General features: G+C 54.6%; 18 protein-coding genes. 14 read left to right on the forward strand and 4 right to left on the reverse strand.

Features of this window, described 5'->3' with window-relative positions; translation table 11 throughout:
- Positions 1-97: 97 nt before the first annotated feature.
- Positions 98-940 carry a hypothetical protein gene (locus ACNT1W_RS10305; protein WP_115182865.1) on the forward strand — a complete coding sequence of 281 codons (843 nt, stop codon included), beginning with the start codon at positions 98-100 and terminating at the stop codon, positions 938-940.
- Between the two features lie 36 nt (positions 941-976).
- On the opposite strand, the gene ybjG is transcribed toward ACNT1W_RS10305, so the two are convergent.
- Both ybjG and ACNT1W_RS10315 read right to left on the reverse strand, forming a co-directional pair.
- Positions 977-1,582: an undecaprenyl-diphosphate phosphatase gene (gene ybjG / locus ACNT1W_RS10310; protein ID WP_419246739.1), complete on the reverse strand. Its 606-nt coding sequence runs from the start codon at positions 1,580-1,582 to the stop codon at positions 977-979.
- 5 nt (positions 1,583-1,587) lie between these two features.
- Positions 1,588-2,340, reverse strand: coding sequence for a phosphatase PAP2 family protein (locus ACNT1W_RS10315; protein ID WP_371257884.1), 753 nt, complete (start codon positions 2,338-2,340; stop codon positions 1,588-1,590).
- Between the two features lie 136 nt (positions 2,341-2,476).
- Here ACNT1W_RS10315 and ACNT1W_RS10320 point away from each other — a divergent pair, with 136 nt between their 5' ends.
- The 3 genes from ACNT1W_RS10320 (at position 2,477) to ACNT1W_RS10330 (ending at position 5,181) form a co-directional block, all read left to right on the forward strand.
- Positions 2,477-3,316, forward strand: coding sequence for a 5'-methylthioadenosine/S-adenosylhomocysteine nucleosidase (locus tag ACNT1W_RS10320; protein WP_026142286.1), 840 nt, complete (start codon positions 2,477-2,479; stop codon positions 3,314-3,316).
- Positions 3,317-3,457: 141 nt separating this feature from the next.
- Positions 3,458-3,970, forward strand: coding sequence for a serine protease inhibitor ecotin (gene eco / locus ACNT1W_RS10325; protein ID WP_012006070.1), 513 nt, complete (start codon positions 3,458-3,460; stop codon positions 3,968-3,970).
- A 242-nt stretch (positions 3,971-4,212) separates the two neighbouring features.
- Positions 4,213-5,181 (forward strand): threonine ammonia-lyase, encoded by a 969-nt coding sequence (locus ACNT1W_RS10330; RefSeq protein ID WP_419246740.1) that lies wholly within the window; start codon positions 4,213-4,215, stop codon positions 5,179-5,181.
- Positions 5,182-5,384: 203 nt separating this feature from the next.
- On the opposite strand, the gene ACNT1W_RS10335 is transcribed toward ACNT1W_RS10330, so the two are convergent.
- The gene (locus ACNT1W_RS10335; RefSeq protein WP_012006072.1) at positions 5,385-7,073 is read right to left on the reverse strand and encodes an aspartate:alanine antiporter; all 1,689 of its coding nucleotides are present in this window, start codon (positions 7,071-7,073) and stop codon (positions 5,385-5,387) included.
- A 315-nt stretch (positions 7,074-7,388) separates the two neighbouring features.
- Between ACNT1W_RS10335 and ACNT1W_RS10340 the strand changes: the two genes are divergently transcribed.
- Positions 7,389-7,769, forward strand: coding sequence for an inner membrane protein YbjM (locus ACNT1W_RS10340; RefSeq protein WP_012006073.1), 381 nt, complete (start codon positions 7,389-7,391; stop codon positions 7,767-7,769).
- 51 nt (positions 7,770-7,820) lie between these two features.
- On the opposite strand, the gene ACNT1W_RS10345 is transcribed toward ACNT1W_RS10340, so the two are convergent.
- Positions 7,821-8,084 carry a GrxA family glutaredoxin gene (locus tag ACNT1W_RS10345; protein WP_012006074.1) on the reverse strand — a complete coding sequence of 88 codons (264 nt, stop codon included), beginning with the start codon at positions 8,082-8,084 and terminating at the stop codon, positions 7,821-7,823.
- Between the two features lie 241 nt (positions 8,085-8,325).
- Between ACNT1W_RS10345 and ACNT1W_RS10350 the strand changes: the two genes are divergently transcribed.
- The 9 genes from ACNT1W_RS10350 to rlmC all read left to right on the forward strand — a co-directional run bounded on the left by ACNT1W_RS10350 (position 8,326) and on the right by rlmC (position 16,724).
- Entirely contained in the window at positions 8,326-8,631 is a 306-nt protein-coding gene (locus ACNT1W_RS10350) for a YbjC family protein (protein WP_017892227.1), read from the forward strand.
- Between the two features lie 57 nt (positions 8,632-8,688).
- Positions 8,689-9,591, forward strand: a complete 903-nt coding sequence (gene rimK / locus ACNT1W_RS10355; protein WP_012006076.1) for a 30S ribosomal protein S6--L-glutamate ligase — start codon at positions 8,689-8,691, stop codon at positions 9,589-9,591.
- 161 nt (positions 9,592-9,752) lie between these two features.
- The gene (locus ACNT1W_RS10360) at positions 9,753-10,232 is read left to right on the forward strand and encodes a YbjN domain-containing protein (protein WP_012006077.1); all 480 of its coding nucleotides are present in this window, start codon (positions 9,753-9,755) and stop codon (positions 10,230-10,232) included.
- Between the two features lie 408 nt (positions 10,233-10,640).
- Positions 10,641-11,750 carry a spermidine/putrescine ABC transporter substrate-binding protein PotF gene (potF, locus tag ACNT1W_RS10365; RefSeq protein WP_261408174.1) on the forward strand — a complete coding sequence of 370 codons (1,110 nt, stop codon included), beginning with the start codon at positions 10,641-10,643 and terminating at the stop codon, positions 11,748-11,750.
- A gap of 135 nt (positions 11,751-11,885) precedes the next feature.
- Positions 11,886-13,019, forward strand: a complete 1,134-nt coding sequence (potG, locus tag ACNT1W_RS10370) for a putrescine ABC transporter ATP-binding subunit PotG (RefSeq protein WP_012006079.1) — start codon at positions 11,886-11,888, stop codon at positions 13,017-13,019.
- 25 nt (positions 13,020-13,044) lie between these two features.
- Positions 13,045-14,010 (forward strand): putrescine ABC transporter permease PotH, encoded by a 966-nt coding sequence (gene potH / locus ACNT1W_RS10375; RefSeq protein ID WP_012006080.1) that lies wholly within the window; start codon positions 13,045-13,047, stop codon positions 14,008-14,010.
- The gene (gene potI / locus ACNT1W_RS10380; protein WP_012006081.1) at positions 14,007-14,852 is read left to right on the forward strand and encodes a putrescine ABC transporter permease PotI; all 846 of its coding nucleotides are present in this window, start codon (positions 14,007-14,009) and stop codon (positions 14,850-14,852) included. Before potH ends, potI begins: the two co-directional genes overlap by 4 nt.
- A 196-nt stretch (positions 14,853-15,048) precedes the next feature.
- The gene (locus ACNT1W_RS10385; protein WP_041418514.1) at positions 15,049-15,528 is read left to right on the forward strand and encodes a YbjO family protein; all 480 of its coding nucleotides are present in this window, start codon (positions 15,049-15,051) and stop codon (positions 15,526-15,528) included.
- A gap of 68 nt (positions 15,529-15,596) precedes the next feature.
- Entirely contained in the window at positions 15,597-16,724 is a 1,128-nt protein-coding gene (gene rlmC, locus ACNT1W_RS10390) for a 23S rRNA (uracil(747)-C(5))-methyltransferase RlmC (RefSeq protein WP_115182857.1), read from the forward strand.

Genomic DNA, 16,724 nt, shown 5'->3' on the forward strand with positions numbered 1-16,724 from the left:
CTGTTTAACGTATAACATGGGGTGAGATAAATGTTATTTAAGTAACATTTTAGGCGTTGGTCGCGGGATAACTCGCGTGAACACCCAGGGGAAAAGTATGGATATGATAATAAATTTGGCGCCAGAACAGTTCGGAGCGCAACCGTATGAAGTTTTCCGCAATGCGGATTTTGTAGTCACCGCTTTTAACTGTGAAGCCGCAGGGCCGATGCTGACGCTGGCAAACCGCCGTGGCTCACTGCGAGTATTGCCTTACCGCGCGCTGACGATTTGGGATGCCGATTTTGATGGTTACTCGTTGAAGTCGGGCCGTCGCAGTGTCAAAACTCTCGGGGGCAAACCGGACGGCAGTGTTGCCTTTCATTCCCCCTGGTCACCTCAGGGTGGCTCATTCTTAGACATGCAGCTTGTCTGGTTGCAGGTTGAGGGTGATACGCTGGCGCTGTACGGCCGTGGGGAATCTGCCCATCAACATTGTCGGTTGCGTCCGGCGGTCCGTTTGACGGCGGACAGTGCTCAATTCTCCATTGATATGCAAATTACCAACCTTGCCGACCGCCCCCTGCCGCTAAGTTATGTTTGCCAGCTTAACTACGGCTGTATTCCCGCAGCGGTGTTCAGGCAGAACCTGCCGACGCCGGCGCTGACGCCACCGGGGAGCATCACCGAAGAAGGGCTACAGTGCTCGGACGATTTGTCACTGTATGTTGATCAGGCCGAGTTCTATATGTTGGCGTCGAAGGGGAGGCGATATGTTACGCGTTTCTCCACCGAGCAGTTCAATTATGGCCTGCGCCGCATTACACAGCAGGGAAATCAGCGCCTGTTCAGGTTCATTCAGCCGGCCACCTGTAGTCCGCAAGGGCAAAGTGAACACTCGAGAATGATGATCGGGGCGGGGAAAACGCGGGAGTTCTGCGTGACAACCGGGGTGGTGTGATAACCGGGGCGGTGCCGCCCCGGCCAAAATACAGGCTTACTCTTTCACCCAGCCCTTGCGGATCGGGAAGGCGAACAGGAAGCGGTATAGGCGCGTCAGTTTGTCGGCGATGCTATCGCCAAACAGGTTCCAGACCAATTGAGCAAACAGGCAGCCGACCAGGCCGAGCAGGAAGCCGCCTACCATATCCAGCGGCCAGTGTACGCCCAGATAGACGCGCGACCACGCAATGCCGGCCGCGACAGTCAGCAATAAAATGCCTGACCAGACCCGGTGCCAGAACAAAAAGGCCAGAGCGAAAGTGAAGATGGCGGTACCGTGATCGCTGGGGAAGGAGCTGTCCGGCGCATGGGCCAGGAAAGTATAACCGACACCGGCCACAAACGGCCGTTCGTGCGGCAGCAGCATGCCAATGGTCGCGGAGGCAAGCATGGCGAACAGCAGAGCAATTGTCGTCTTGGCCACCACTTGACGCTGCGACACCAGTTGATTCTGCGGCCCCCACAGCCATAGCCCAACGATCAGCATAGGTACGATAGCGATCAGATCGCGCGCCAAAAAGGTGGCGGTATCAATCAACCACTCGGGGGACGCCGGGGTCGCGTTGATCCAGGCGAAAAGAAGATAATTCAATTGCTCCATAATATTTACCTCGTCTTGCGGCGGAGATACCCGCTCACCATCCAATAAACAGCCAGTTGGCTGAGCCAAACCCACCAACCCGCCCACAGGTTATGGGTAAAAAAATGAGCGCCGCGCATCACCTGACCAAAACCCATCAGCATGCCGAGCGCAATACCGCCGAACCAGCACCAGTAGGCCAGGCGCGGGCGTTGCGGATAAAACAGGAAAAACAGCGCCATCACCGCAAAACCGCTGGAGGCATGACCACCAGGGAAGCAACGGCCCGGCCCGGGCTCTGTCGGAATGGTGCCGAACAGCGGGTAGGACATCGCCTTGCCGCCGTATTCGATCAAATCCCATGGGCAGGAATGTGCGCTGGTGGCTTTAAGAATGCCGACCACCAATGGGCCAATGCCGATCAGCAACATGCTGACGATCATGCGCGGGTTACGGCGGTAAATGCCCCAAAACAGCGCCAGCACCGCACCGGTAATAACGCCAATTTTCAGCAAACGGTGGTTAATCAGGTCCAGCCAGCGATCGTTCTGCCAGGGGAAATGTCCGCTGGTGGCATCGAACCAGTAATTGCTGACAGCCCAGTCCAATTGTTCGTTACGCGACAGCCAAAGGAACAGCAAGCCACTGACTACCAATCCCAAAACCTGCCAACGGTAAAAGGATGCCGGCAGGGAGTAAAGGGCGTTAGTCTTAATTTGGGGTGTTGTTGAGGATTGATTTAATGAAGGTTTTGGGTTCACGCGCAGGCTCGGTGACATTAACGGATGTTGCCACTGTAATAATTCTGTCTTAAGAAAACCTTAATGCCCAGAGTACCGAGCTTAAGAAAGCAATAGGCGGATTATTGGCTTTCGGCTAAGGTAATCGTTTGCTTTTTATTGGAATGATGTGGTGATGACAAGAAAATTGAATTTGGCGCTGTTGGCAGCCTGTAGTGCGGTTTTTTCCCCTTTGGTATCAGCGCAGGTTACCGGGCCGATTGTGGTGCAGGGCGCGATGCCGGTAGAGGCAGAACGTTTTGCCCAACGCCTGGAAAACCCGCGTGAAGAGCAGATTGGCGGTTGGCGTTTCTGGCGCGGCACGGTGGATGGCTATCCGGTGGTGGTGTCAGAAACCCTGAAAGGCATGTCGAATGCAGCGGCCGCGACGGCTATTGCCGCAACCCAATTTCATCCGGTAGCAATTATCAATCAGGGAACTGCCGGTGGCCACGACCCGGCGCTGAAGGTGTACGACATCGTATTGGGCAAGTATTCGGTCAGCCTGGGCGCGTTTAAAACACCGAAGAAGGCGGCGGGGGAAGGCAGTGACTCGCGACAATGGCAGCCGATGGATTTACTGGCTTCGAAAGGCAGTGCCGGTGAAGATAAAAATGCCCACAGCATCCGTCAGTTTCCGGCTGACGCCAAACTGTTGGCGATAGCTGAAAGTGTGAAGAGTGGCTATACCCAGGGCAAGGTGGTTGAAGGGGTTATTGGTTCCGCCGATGTGTGGAACAGTGAACTGGACCGTATTGGTTACTTCCACGAAAACTATCATACCTCGGTTGAAGAGATGGAGACCGCCTCCGCTGCGCAGATCGCCGCATCCTTCAACATCCCTTTTGTCGGCATCCGCGTGCTGTCCAACAATATTACCAATCAGGGTAAATACGATCCGCAGACTGGCCTGGCGTGCCAGGATTATGTCTATCAGGTGGTGAAAGCTTATATCGCCAAAAACGCAACTCGTTAATGATTTATCCTAATTAATGGCCATTGGTGGGTTATTGCCACTGGCCATTGCATATTGTAAAGAAGATTAAACTACTGGCGAGCTTGCCGGTAGTGTATTAGCTTATGCCCGGAGCATTTAATAAATTGTAGGGATATAAACATGAACAAGGCATCCGTTGTATTTTCCGGCCTGCTGATGGCCGTTTCCGCCAGCGCCATTGCTGCTACCTCGTCCGAAGACACCGATATCAGCAAGCAACCGCTGGAAAAGGTCGCTCCTTACCCGAAAGCCGAAAAGGGCATGAGCCGCCAGGTGATTTACCTGCCGAAGCAGGAACACGAAGAGAATTTCAAGGTTGAACTGCTGATTGGCAAAACGCTGGAAGTGGACTGTAACCGCCACATGATTGGCGGTACGCTGGAAACCAAAACCCTTTCCGGTTGGGGTTACGACTACCTGGTAGTGGAAAAACTGTCTGAACCGGCTTCCACCATGATGGCTTGCCCGGACAATACCAAACAGCAGAAATTTATCGCTGCCAACCTGGGTGACGCTGCCATGCAACGTTACAACAGCCGCCTGCCAATCGTGGTCTACGCACCGAAAGACGTGGAAGTGAAATACCGCGTGTGGAAAGCCGAAGACACCGTCAGCAAGGCAGAACAGAAGTAATACCGATGCGTGCTAACCATTAGCACGGCTAAGTGATTACCCGAAAATGAACCCGTCTGGAGAGTGCATTGCGCCGTTGGCCATTGCCCCTCGGACGGGTTTTTTTGTTTATCGCACCCTGGCGTGAAGCAATAGAAAACGGCAGTAAAAGTCTGTAGTTTGACGTGTATTCCGATAAAGGCTGCAGGATTAAAATGTCAGCTTTATATGCGCAACAATAAAATTCACCTGACTGGGCAAAAATGACAAAATTAATTGAATTTACCGCCATTACTGAAGCAGCAGAACGGCTCAACGGGAAAGTTATTCGCACCGCCACTATTCCAGCACCGAAACTGACTGAAAAACTACAGAGGCCGGTTTTCCTGAAACTTGAAAATACTCAGCTGGGGGGTTCTTTTAAAGCCAGGGGCGTGCTTAACAAGTTTTTGAGCCTGGTGGATAATGTTAAAGATAACCGGTTTGTGGCGGTGAGCGGCGGTAATTTTGGCATTGCGATAGCCGAGGCGGCGAAGATCTTTGGGGCTGATGTCACTATTATTATGCCGAAAAGTGCCCCGGCAACCGCCATTGACCGAGTGGGGGAACTGGGCAGCTCTGTTATCGTGGAATCTGATGTTCACGCTGCGTTTGAGCGGGCCAAGGCTTTGGCTGACCAGGGATACGTAGTCATTGATGATTGCAACGACTCGCTGATCGCCGAAGGACACGGAACCCTGGCACTTGAGTTCATTGCCGATTGCCCGGAACTTACCGACGTCCTGGTTGCGGTGGGCGGCGGCGGTATGCTGGCTGGTGTGGCTACTGCGCTAAAAGCCATAAGGCCAGAGATGAGAATTTGGGGGGTTGAAACCTCTGGGGCAAGTTCGATGCACCAGGCATTGCGCGCCGGCAAACCGGTGAACATTGAGGTGACTTCAATTATCTCTACCCTCGGCGTGCCTGTCATTGATGAAATGATGCTGGCCCATGCTCAAGCTTATATCGAGGAAGTGGTTGTGGTATCGGATAAGGCAGCGGTAGAGGGAATGGTGGCCTTTGGCGAAGATGCAAAATTATGGGTTGAACTGGCGTCCGGGACGCTGATACCTGCGGCTATGGCTATTGCCCCCAAGCTTCCCGCTAACGCCGTCATTGGGATGGTAGTGTGCGGTGGAAATATCTCCCATCAGGACATGTCGAAATGGGTTAGCTACTCGCAAACCCTGTGATTTTTCTCCTGCGGAGTTTATTCAGGCAATAAAAAACCCGATAGTCTTGAACCTAAATAGGCGGGACTAACGGGCTCCACAAAATGGGGACATCAAAGAAAAGCAGTGGCACTAATTAAGACTACCCCCCGAAAGGAAAGTTCTCACCGGGGATAAAAATTTCAAAATATTTTTGCCACTGATTCATCTTTATTGCTTATCGGTTAGCCGAGGATCCCCGGCCACAACACCACTATCAACGAGCCCGCCAGGGTTAACAATACGTTAGCTATGGCGTAGGTCCCGGCATAACCCAGCGCAGGAATGTTACTGCGCGCAGTATCACTGATAATTTCCATCGCCGGCGCGCAGGTGCGGGCCCCCATGATTGCGCCGAACAGCAGGGCGCGGTTCATGCGCAGCACGTAGGCACCGAACAGGAAGCAAATCACTACCGGCACCAGGCTGACGATTAACCCGGCGATCAGCATCTGGCCGCCAACGGCTCCCAGGCTGTTACCGATACCGGCACCGGCGCTCAGACCGACACCGGCCATAAATACCATCAGGCCGAACTCTTTGACCATGTTCAGCGCACCCTGCGGAATGTAGCCGAAGGTCGGGTGGTTGGCGCGCAGGAAGCCGAGCATGATGCCGGCCATCAGCAAACCGGCGGCGTTACCGATGCCGAATGAGAAATTGCTGAACTGAATGGTGATCTGGCCTATCAATAACCCGATAATAAAGAAGGCGCAGAATGCCAGCAGGTCGGTCACCTGGCTGTGGATCGAGATAAAGCCAATCTTCTCCGCCACGCTTTTCACCCGGCGGGCGTCACCGCTAACCTGCAGCACATCGCCTTTATTGAGCACAATGCTGTCGTCGATAGGCATTTCAATCTGGCTGCGGATCACCCGGTTGAGGAAGCAGCCGTGATCGGTCAGCTTCAACTGACTCAGGCGTTTGTTCACCGCATTGCTGTTTTTAACCACGATCTCTTCGGTGACGATGCGCATATCCAGCAGGTCGCGGTCGAAGACTTCTTTGCCGTTGCGGAAGCTGGGGTCCAGTCGTGCATGGGCATCGGGGTAGCCGACCAGGGAAATTTCATCGCCCACCTGCAATACCGCGTCACCATCCGGGTTGGCCAAAATACCGTTACGACGGATACGTTCGATATAGCAACCGGTCTGGCGATAGATACCCAGCTCACGCAGATTTTTGCCATCGGCCCAGGCTACCAGCTCGGGGCCAACGCGATAGGCGCGGATGACCGGCAGGTAAACCTTGCGTTGGCTGTCGGTGTCCAGGCCGCGTTCGCGGGCAATCTGTTGGGCGGAGGTGGAGAGGTCCTGGTGTTGCAGCTTGGGCAGGTAGCGCGCGCCGAAAATCAGGCTCACCAAACCAATCAGGTAGGTCAGGGCGTAGCCGAGGCTCAGATGATCCTGCGCTGCCAGCAGTGCCGGGCCATTGGTGATGGTATTACGTAGCGTATCACCGGCGCCGACCAGAACCGGGGTCGAGGTCATTGAGCCCGCGAGCATACCGGCGGTCAGGCCGATATCCCAATGGAACAGTTTGCCCAGACCGATGGCAATCACCATCGCGGAACCGACCATCACCAGCGCCAGCATCAGGTAATTTTTGCCGTCGCGGAAAAATATCGAGAAAAAGTTCGGTCCGGCTTCCACGCCAACGCAGAAAATAAATAGCATAAAGCCGAGGTTCAGCGCTTCTGTGTTAATGGCGAAGTGTTGTTGGCCGAGCAACAGCGAAACCACCAAAACACCAATGGAATTACCGAGTTGAACGGAGCCCAGACGGACTTTACCGAGGCACAGCCCCAGCGCGAGTACCACGAACAGTAACAGGATGTAGTTACCGTTTAACAAACTAGCGACGTTTATGTTCACGTAGGATAACTTATTGTTTACCAGTAAGTGCTTGATATAGATAAATATAAGATATAAATTCAGTCAAAAAGCGACTTCATAAATAACTAACCAGCGAAAGGCGATTCGAAGCATCGATCGGCGGCGTTTATTCTAGTCGCTATGGCGCGTGACAGCCAGCATAAAGCTGGGTTCATGCCCTGCCAAAAGCATTTAACTCTCTTTAGGCCAAGGAAAAAGTTCAGTTTAGCGTTGTCGGTTTACGACAAGGCGTCACCGGCATTGTGGCACGGCTGATTTCTACGGTGTGGTAATGAGATTAAAGGGGGAGGGGGCATGGCGAGTGAACGGTATTGGTGGGGAATATTAAGCTGTTTTCTGCTGTTCAGCCTGGTGTATCTCGGCCAGCAGAGTGGGGCATTTGGCAGCACGGATCATGAACACCGGGGGGAGACCGGCCTGTTGCTGTTTGTGATACCCGGCGTGGTCGCGAGCTACTTATCGAGCAAAAAACGCATTCTCTGCCCGCTACTGGGGGCGTTGTATGCGTTGCCGCTGTGTCTGATCATCCGCCATTTCTGGCTAACGCCGTCTGCCTCGGTGTGGCAGGAATTGGCTTATGCCACCAGCGCGGTGTTCTGGTGCATGTTCGGGGCGTTGCTGGCTTTGTTTGCGCGCGGCCTGTTGCAGGCCTACCGGCAGTGTCATCGTGGCTAACGGCAATAAAAAAAGGCGCTATGAGCGCCTTTTTTTCGTTGTGCCTGAAGCTTACTGGAACAGATTCAGGTTTTCTTTGGCATAAGCTTCGAAATCGGTGCAGCCGCCGATGTGTTTCTCATCGAGGAAAATCTGCGGTACGGTTTCTACCGGCTTGCCGACGGTTTTTTCCAGGTCGGCCTTGGTGATGCCTTCAGCGTGGATATCAACATAACGGAAGTTGAAATCGTCACGTTCTTCAGTCAGTTTTTCCGCCAACTCTTTCGCACGGACACAATAAGGACAGCCTGGGCGCCCGAAGATAACTGCAAACATGCAACACTCCTTAGATTGATATTCAATAATTTAATCGCAACTGCAATGACATTCTGTCGGTCGAAAAAGACTTAAGCCTGAACATTACCCGCATTGATGGCGCTTACTATGCCCGTTGGGTCGGCGAAAAAAAAGCAGGAATTACCTGTTAATTTGATTCATGTAACCGATTAAGCCGCCGGGGCTGTCGCCGCCGATGGGAATTCACTACACTGGAGGCAGAGCTTCTGGAGAAGAAAATATGCGTTCATTCGGTGACTTACCGCGTACCGTGCTGGTTCTGGAAGGGCTGGGCATGCTGTTGTTGGTGCTGGCTTATCTAAGTATACATAGCCACGTTCAATTACCCGGCTGGTTGGCCTCACAGCAGGCGGCGGTGGGAATGATCTTCCTCGGCGTGGCGCTGATGGTGCCGGCGGCGGCATTTCTGGTTTGGCGGGTGGTGCAGGGATTTGGCCCATTGATGCGCGGTGGTCAGCCGCCGCAGAACGATCGGCGCAAGCCAGATACGCCTGAAGATAAAAACGACAGTGAGCCGCGTGCCTGAATAATGGCCACCGGAGACATACCTGCCAGACAGGGGCTTGCCTTTTTGGGGTGACGAGTGAAAATTGCCATTCTTTCGCGCGATGGAACGTTGTACTCATGTAAACGCTTGGTGGAGGCGGCGGAACAGCGCGGCCACAGCATCGAAGTTATCGATCCACTCTCTTGCTATATGAACATCAACCCGGCCGCGCCGACTATCCACTACCGCGGCCGCCAATTGGAGCGTTACGACGCGGTGATCCCGCGCATCGGCTCCGCCATGACCTTTTATGGCACTGCAGTGCTGCGCCAGTTTGAACTGTTGGGCAGTTATCCGCTTAATGAGTCGGTGGCGATCACTCGTGCGCGTGACAAGCTGCGCTCGCTGCAGTTGCTGGCACGGCAGGGGATCGATTTGCCGATCACCGGTTTTGCCCATTCGCCCGACGACACCGGCGATTTAATTGAACTGGTTGGCGGTGCGCCGCTGGTGGTCAAACTGGTGGAAGGCACGCAGGGCATTGGCGTAGTACTGGCGGAAACTCGCCAGGCGGCAGAAAGCGTGATTGATGCCTTTCGTGGCCTGAACGCTCATATTTTGGTGCAAGAATATATTCGCGAGGCGCAGGGCAGTGATGTGCGCTGCCTGGTGGTGGGGAGTAAGGTTGTCGCAGCCATTGAGCGCCAGGCCAAACCCGGGGAGTTTCGTTCCAATCTGCACCGGGGTGGCACCGCCCGCAAGGTAAGCATCACTGCCAAAGAGCGGGCGATTGCGGTCAAGGCCGCCACCACACTGGGGCTGGATGTCGCCGGGGTGGATATCCTGCGTGCGGCCCGTGGCCCACTGGTGATGGAGGTCAATGCTTCACCGGGGTTGGAAGGGGTGGAAAGCACCACCGGGTTGGATATCGCCGGCAGGATGATCGAATATATTGAGCAGCGCGGCAGGCCGGGTTTCAGGTTGAAATCTGGCGGATAAGTTTGCCGTAAAAAATTCGCCGTTCTGTGGCTGGAGTTGCGGCTTTTTATCGACCATATTTACCCTAATAGCGAATTAAGCCGCATTGATCGTGGCGTAGTGGGGCAATATTCCGTAAGCTATGCGCCTTTTCGCGTTTTGAATATTGTGAGGCTGGTATTATGGATTCACTCATTGTCCCTGATTTGGCGTTGTTGCGACGCTGGCTGGATCAATCGGGCATTTCATTCTTTGAGTGCGATTCCTGTCAGGCGCTGCACCTGCCGCACATGCAAAATTTCGATGGCGTGTTTGATGCCAAGCTCGATCTGGTCGACAACGTGATCCTGTTCTCCGCCCTGGCCGAAGTGAAGCCGACCGCACTGATCCCGCTGGTGGCCGATCTTAGCCAGATCAACGCCAGTTCGCTGACCATCAAGGCGTTTGTTGATATTCAGGACGACAATCTGCCGAAGCTGATCGTTTGCCAGTCGCTGAGCATTGCCGTTGGCATCACGCTGGAGCAGTTCACCCACTTTATGCAGCAGGGCGAAGAGCAAATCTCGATGGTGATCCTCGAGGCGCGGGCGAACGATCTGCTGTTTATGGGTGACGAAGAAGATAACACGGCTGCCGCTGAGCGCCTGCCAATGCTGCACTGATCCCCACTGTACATGATGCGTGCCGTCCCTCTGGCGGCATGCTGCCGTTATTCCCTTCCGCAATAATATATTCTGTGTTTTACCCTTTGCTGCCAGATATTCCTCTTCGTTTATGCCATTAATGGCGTATCACATACAGACAAACTGCATAAAAAATCGATAAAAGCCGGTTTTATCCCCGGAGGCTGGTGCGTTTTGGCAACAGCGGTTATGCTGCTGATTCTGCTAAGGGCTTGCGATTCCCCTGGTGACCATGCGGGCTGGGCAACTGAAAAAGGTGTATGCAATCAACTGCATAGACATTCAATCCGCGGTTGCAACGATTGCGCTCGATCAGGAAAGGTTTTGTATCGTTTGGCGGTACAAGTTCAATTCTATGATTCACCCCTGTTTTGGAGGAAGTTACGGATGGTCACCCTACGTAAAAAGTGGTTATCGGGTGTGGTTGCCGGCCTGCTGATAGCAGCAAGCGTCACGGCGTCAGCCGAGGAAAAAACGCTGCACATCTATAACTGGTCCGACTATATTGCGCCGGACACCTTAGCCAAATTCCAGAAAGAAACCGGCATTAAAGTGGTGTACGACGTCTTTGACTCCAACGAAGTGTTGGAAGGCAAACTGATGGCGGGCAGCACCGGTTATGATTTGGTCGTTCCTTCATCCAATTTCCTTGAGCGTCAGTCGAAGGCCGGCATTTTCGAGCCGCTCGACAAGAGCAAGATGCCGAACTACAAAAACCTTGATCCCGAGATGCTGCAACTGGTGGCGCACAATGACAAGGACAACAAGTACGGTATCCCTTATCTGATGGTGACCACCGGCATCGGCTATAACGTCGACAAGGTGAAGGCGGTACTGGGCAAAGACGCACCGGTTGACAGCTGGGATCTGATCCTCAAACCGGAAAATCTCGAGAAGTTGAAGAGCTGCGGCGTTTCCTTCCTGGATGCGCCAAGTGAGGTCTATGCCACCGTGCTGCACTACCTGGGCAAGGATCCCAACAGCACCAACGCGGCAGATTACACCGGTGCAGCCAACGATCTGTTGCTCAAGCTGCGGCCGAACATCCGTTATTTCCACTCTTCCCAGTACATCAACGATTTGGCAAACGGTGATATCTGCGTAGCGATCGGCTGGTCCGGCGACGTGATGCAGGCGGCCAATCGCGCCAAAGAAGCGAAGAACGGTGTGAACGTGGCCTATGCGATCCCGAAAGAGGGAGCGCTCACTTATTTTGACATGTTTGCCATGCCGGCGGATGCCAAAAACAAGGACGCTGCCTACCAGTTCCTGAACTTCCTGATGAAGCCTGATGTCATGGCGGGGATCAGTAACTTTGTGTATTACGCCAACGCGGTGAAGGACTCTACACCGCTGGTTAATGCCGAAGTCCGCAACAATCCGAACGTGTACCCACCGGCCGATCTGCGCGCCAAGCTGTTTACGCTGAACGTGCAGTCGCCGAAGCTGGATCGTGTGATTACCCGCGCCTGGACTAAAGTTAAAAGCGGACGCTAATACTCAGAGGGCGGCCGTTGGGCCGGTTTCAGGGTTGTTTTGACCGGCAGGCGGGTGCTCCCCGCCTGCATTGCCATTTTGGGCCATGGCAATCGCCGTGGTTTTTTGTACTGTTTGCACCGGAGAGCACCCCGATTGAACGACGTCATCCCTCGTCCTCAAGCCAAGTCGCAGAAGGTCTTCACCCCTCTGCTGGAAATCCGTAACCTCACCAAAACCTTTGACGGCCAAAACGCGGTCGAAGACGTCAGCCTGACCATCTATAAGGGCGAAATATTCGCTTTGCTGGGGCCATCTGGCTGCGGGAAGTCGACGCTTTTACGCATGCTGGCCGGTTTTGAACAGCCGACGGAAGGGCAGATTGTGCTCGATGGGCAGGACATGTCGCATGTGCCGCCTTACCAGCGGCCGATCAATATGATGTTCCAGTCCTACGCGCTGTTCCCGCACATGACGGTAGAGCAAAATATCGCCTTCGGTCTGAAACAGGACAAAATGCCGCGTGCGGAAATCGCCGATCGGGTAGCGGAAATGCTGTCGCTGGTACACATGCAGGAATTCGCCAAGCGTAAACCGCATCAGCTATCCGGTGGCCAACGCCAGCGGGTGGCACTGGCACGCAGCCTGGCCAAACGGCCGAAACTGCTGCTGCTGGATGAGCCGATGGGCGCACTGGATAAAAAACTGCGTGACCGCATGCAACTGGAAGTGACGGATATTCTTGAGCGGGTTGGCGTGACCTGCGTAATGGTCACCCATGACCAGGAAGAGGCGATGACCATGGCAGGGCGCATTGCCATCATGAACCGTGGCAAATTTGTACAGATCGGCGAACCGGAAGAGATCTACGAGCATCCGAACAGCCGTTTCAGCGCTGAATTTATCGGCTCGGTCAACGTTTTTGATTGTGTGCTGCAAGAGCGCCATGACGATGGCTTGATCCTGCAAAGTCCCGGTTTGCGCCATGCGATTAAGGTGGACTCCGACGCCTCGGTAGTGGACGGCGTGCCGATCCAGGTCGCCCTGCGGCCGGAAAAAATCATGCTGTGCGAAGAGGTTCCGCAGGACGGTTGCAACTTTGCGGTTGGGGAGGTGGCACATATCGCCTACCTCGGCGACCTGTCTATCTACCATGTGAAGTTGCTCAGCGGCCAGATTATTAGCGCCCAATTGCAAAACGGTCACCGTTTCCGCAAAGGGATGCCGACCTGGGGCGACGAAGTGCGCCTGTGCTGGGAAGCCGACAGCTGTGTCGTGTTGACGGTGTGAGTCGAGAAGGTGAGGAATAATCATTATGACAATGCTTGCTGAACACACACCGCCGGAACCACCGGCCAAAGGGCCCGGCCCGTTAAAAGCCTTTTTCCAGCGCCTGCAGATGGCCCATGGCCGCAAGCTGGTGATCGCGGTGCCGCTGCTGTGGTTGACGCTGCTGTTCCTGCTGCCGTTCCTGATCGTGTTCAAGATCAGCCTGGCGGAACTGGCGTTGGCGGTCCCGCCCTACACTGACCTGATGAGCTGGGCAGAGGGTAAGCTGGACATCGCGCTCAATTTTGCCAACTACCTGCAACTGACCGACGATCCGCTGTATATAGACGCTTATCTGCAATCGCTGCAGGTGGCGGCGGTATCGACGGTTTGCTGTCTGATCATCGGCTATCCGCTGGCCTGGGCGGTGGCGCACAGCAAATCCTCAACCCGCAATATTTTGCTGTTGTTGGTGATCCTGCCGTCGTGGACCTCGTTCCTGATCCGCGTTTACGCCTGGATGGGCATTCTGAAAAATAACGGTATCCTCAATAACTTCTTGTTATGGACCGGGGTGATCGATCAGCCGTTGGTGATCCTGCACACCAATCTGGCGGTGTATATCGGCGTGGTGTACTCCTACCTGCCGTTTATGGTGCTGCCGATTTATACCGCGCTGACGCGGTTGGACTATTCATTGGTGGAGGCGTCGCTGGATCTGGGGGCTAAACCGTTGAAAACCTTTTTCAGCGTGATTATGCCGCTGACCCGCGGCGGGATTATTGCCGGTTCGATGCTGGTGTTTATCCCGGCTGTCGGCGAATTTGTGATCCCGGAACTGCTGGGCGGGCCGGACAGTATTATGATCGGCAGGGTACTGTGGCAGGAGTTCTTTAATAACCGTGACTGGCCAGTAGCCTCGGCAGTGGCCACCGTCATGCTGCTGCTGTTGATCGTACCGATTCTCTGGTTCCATAAGCACCAGAACAAGGAAATAGGGGGGCAGGGATGAACAACTTGCCGGTAGTGCGCTCGCCGTGGCGTATCGCTATTTTGGTAGTGGGTTTCACCTTCTTGTATGCGCCGATGCTGATGCTGGTGATCTACTCGTTCAACAGTTCCAAACTGGTGACGGTGTGGGCCGGTTGGTCCACGCGCTGGTATACCGAGTTGTTCCATGATTCGGCGATGATCAGCGCCGTCGGGCTCAGCCTGACTATCGCCGCCGCCTCGGCGACCGCTGCGGTGGTGCTGGGAGCGATTGCGGCAGTGGTGATGGTCCGTTTTGGCCGTTTTCGTGGTTCAACCGGTTTTGCCTTTATGCTGACGGCACCGCTGGTTATGCCGGATGTGATCACCGGCCTGTCGTTGCTGCTGCTGTTTGTGGCGATGGGGCATGCCTTTGGTTGGCCGTCGGAACGGGGGATGTTTACCATCTGGCTGGCGCACGTCACTTTCTGTACTGCCTATGTTTCGGTGGTGATCAGCTCGCGCCTGCGTGAGTTGGATCGCTCTATCGAAGAGGCGGCGATGGATCTGGGCGCGACACCGCTGAAAGTGTTTTTTGTGATCACTCTGCCGATGATTGCACCGGCGCTGATCGCCGGTTGGATGCTGGCCTTTACCCTGTCGCTGGATGACCTGGTGATTGCCAGTTTCGTCGCCGGGCCGGGCGCGACTACCTTGCCGATGCTGGTGTTCTCCAGCGTACGTATGGGGGTTAATCCGGAAATTAACGCCCTTGCGAGTTTGATCCTGCTGGTGGTCGGCGTTATCGGCCTGATTGCATGGTGGTTTATGGCGCGCTCGGAAAAACAGCGATCGCGCGAATTACAAAAGGCTGCCCGTAGCTGAGTCTGATTAAACCTGCTATTTTTGCAATTATTGGTATTGCAATTGATTACCTGACTTTATATATGCCGCCTGAATAGGTTAATGCTGGTCACTTAAGTTGATATTGTTCCCTCTCCCGCTGGAGAGGGAAACGCCCACTTAAACGCGTCGTGCATCCTTAACCTGAACAGGTGGCGTTTTGTTGCGGAACATGGACATGTCAGACATGCTGAACAGCAGGCAGGGAATAAGAATGAATTCAGATGCGCCAGTGCCGGTGATGGTAGCCGGAACGGCGATGGTGGCTATCAAGTGCATCAGCGTGCTGTTGCTGTTGGGGGAACTGGGGGTCGATGGCGCTCAGGAGTTCGTCAGCACCAGCGCACAGGCCTGGGATTCCACCCTGATCTTTCTGGCTGGCCTGTTATTACTGTGCCTGCAAATCAGTTGCGGTTTTGCGGTGATGCGCGGCCGCAACTGGGGGCGTTGGGGTTTTGTGGCCTGCCAATGCCTGGTGGTTGGTTATCTGCTGTTGGCCACCATTGGCAGTTTTCTGCCGGAGGTCTTTACCGTTGAAGGTGAAACCAGCGGCCAAATCTTGCACATGCTGATCCTGCAAAAAATCCCCGATGTCGTCATTCTGGCATTATTGTTTGTTCCCGCTACCAGCCGCCGTTATTTCGCCGTGCGCAATTGAGATTTTAACGGCGTAGAGTGATAAACTCTGCGCCCTTAATTATTCACCCCGAACTCAGGGTTATCTTCATGCATTGCGCTTTGTATACGGCGGGCACCTGCCGTTCCTGTCAGTGGTTGGAAAAGCCGTACCCGCAGCAACTGACGGACAAACAGCATCATCTGCAATCACTGCTGAGTGACCGTGACGTTGCGCAGTGGCTAGAGCCGATCGCCGGCGAGCAGAGCGCATTTCGCAATAAAGCCAAAATGGTAGTCAGCGGCAGCGTAGAGCGTCCGCTACTGGGCATGCTGCATCGTGACGGCACGGCGGTGGATCTGAGCGCCTGTCCACTGTATCCCGCCAGTTTCTCGCCGATGTTTGATGTGCTGAAAAGTTTTATCGCCCGCGCCGGCCTGACGCCCTACAACGTGGCGCGTAAACGTGGCGAACTGAAGTACCTGTTACTGACTGAAAGTACCCACAGTGGTGGCGTAATGCTGCGCTTTGTACTTCGTTCAGACAGCAAGCTGGCGCAGCTGCGTGCCGCACTGCCGTGGCTGCAACAGCAGTTGCCGCAGCTCAGGGTGATTTCCGCCAATATTCAGCCGGTACATATGGCGATTATGGAAGGGGAGCGGGAGATCCCGCTGACCGAGCAACAGGCGCTGGAAGAGCAATTTAACCAGGTGCCGTTGTATATCCGCCCGCAAAGTTTCTTCCAGACCAATCCGCAGGTGGCCGCCGAGCTTTACGCCACTGCCCGTGACTGGGTGCGGGCACTGGCTATCGACAGTATGTGGGATCTGTTCTGCGGTGTGGGTGGGTTTGGCCTGCATTGCGCGCTGCCGGAAACACGCCTGACCGGCATCGAAATTAGCGCCGAGGCGATTGCCTGCGCGCGCCAATCGGCGAAAACTCTGGGTTTGCAACACGTCGATTTCCAGGCGCTGGATTCTACCCGGTTCGCTACCGCCGAAGGCAGCGTGCCGCAACTGGTGCTGGTTAATCCGCCGCGACGCGGTATTGGCAAGGCACTGTGCGACTATCTGAACCAGATGGCACCGGGCTATATTCTGTATTCGAGCTGTAACGCCGAGAGCATGGCGAAAGACATTGAGATGTTGCCGGATTACCGCATCGAGCGCGTCCAGCTGTTTGATATGTTCCCGCATACCGCCCATTACGAAGTACTGACGCTGCTGGTTCGTAATTAA

Source organism: Serratia sp. NFX21 (assembly GCF_048517035.1).
Lineage (GTDB): Bacteria > Pseudomonadota > Gammaproteobacteria > Enterobacterales > Enterobacteriaceae > Serratia > Serratia quinivorans.

Excerpts from the sequence above, each read along its gene's own strand:
- ACNT1W_RS10330 (WP_419246740.1), top strand. The coding sequence starts at position 4,213 with ATGACAAAATTAATTGAATTTACCGCCATTACTGAAGCAGCAGAACGG.
- potF (WP_261408174.1), top strand. The coding sequence starts at position 10,641 with ATGGTCACCCTACGTAAAAAGTGGTTATCGGGTGTGGTTGCCGGCCTG.
- ybjG (WP_419246739.1), bottom strand. The coding sequence starts at position 1,582 with ATGGAGCAATTGAATTATCTTCTTTTCGCCTGGATCAACGCGACCCCG.
- rlmC (WP_115182857.1), top strand. The coding sequence starts at position 15,597 with ATGCATTGCGCTTTGTATACGGCGGGCACCTGCCGTTCCTGTCAGTGG.
- potI (WP_012006081.1), top strand. The coding sequence starts at position 14,007 with ATGAACAACTTGCCGGTAGTGCGCTCGCCGTGGCGTATCGCTATTTTG.
- ACNT1W_RS10345 (WP_012006074.1), bottom strand. The coding sequence starts at position 8,084 with ATGTTTGCAGTTATCTTCGGGCGCCCAGGCTGTCCTTATTGTGTCCGT.
- ACNT1W_RS10320 (WP_026142286.1), top strand. The coding sequence starts at position 2,477 with ATGACAAGAAAATTGAATTTGGCGCTGTTGGCAGCCTGTAGTGCGGTT.
- ACNT1W_RS10315 (WP_371257884.1), bottom strand. The coding sequence starts at position 2,340 with ATGTCACCGAGCCTGCGCGTGAACCCAAAACCTTCATTAAATCAATCC.
- ACNT1W_RS10305 (WP_115182865.1), top strand. The coding sequence starts at position 98 with ATGGATATGATAATAAATTTGGCGCCAGAACAGTTCGGAGCGCAACCG.
- potH (WP_012006080.1), top strand. The coding sequence starts at position 13,045 with ATGACAATGCTTGCTGAACACACACCGCCGGAACCACCGGCCAAAGGG.
- eco (WP_012006070.1), top strand. The coding sequence starts at position 3,458 with ATGAACAAGGCATCCGTTGTATTTTCCGGCCTGCTGATGGCCGTTTCC.
- ACNT1W_RS10340 (WP_012006073.1), top strand. The coding sequence starts at position 7,389 with ATGGCGAGTGAACGGTATTGGTGGGGAATATTAAGCTGTTTTCTGCTG.
- ACNT1W_RS10350 (WP_017892227.1), top strand. The coding sequence starts at position 8,326 with ATGCGTTCATTCGGTGACTTACCGCGTACCGTGCTGGTTCTGGAAGGG.
- ACNT1W_RS10360 (WP_012006077.1), top strand. The coding sequence starts at position 9,753 with ATGGATTCACTCATTGTCCCTGATTTGGCGTTGTTGCGACGCTGGCTG.
- ACNT1W_RS10385 (WP_041418514.1), top strand. The coding sequence starts at position 15,049 with ATGTCAGACATGCTGAACAGCAGGCAGGGAATAAGAATGAATTCAGAT.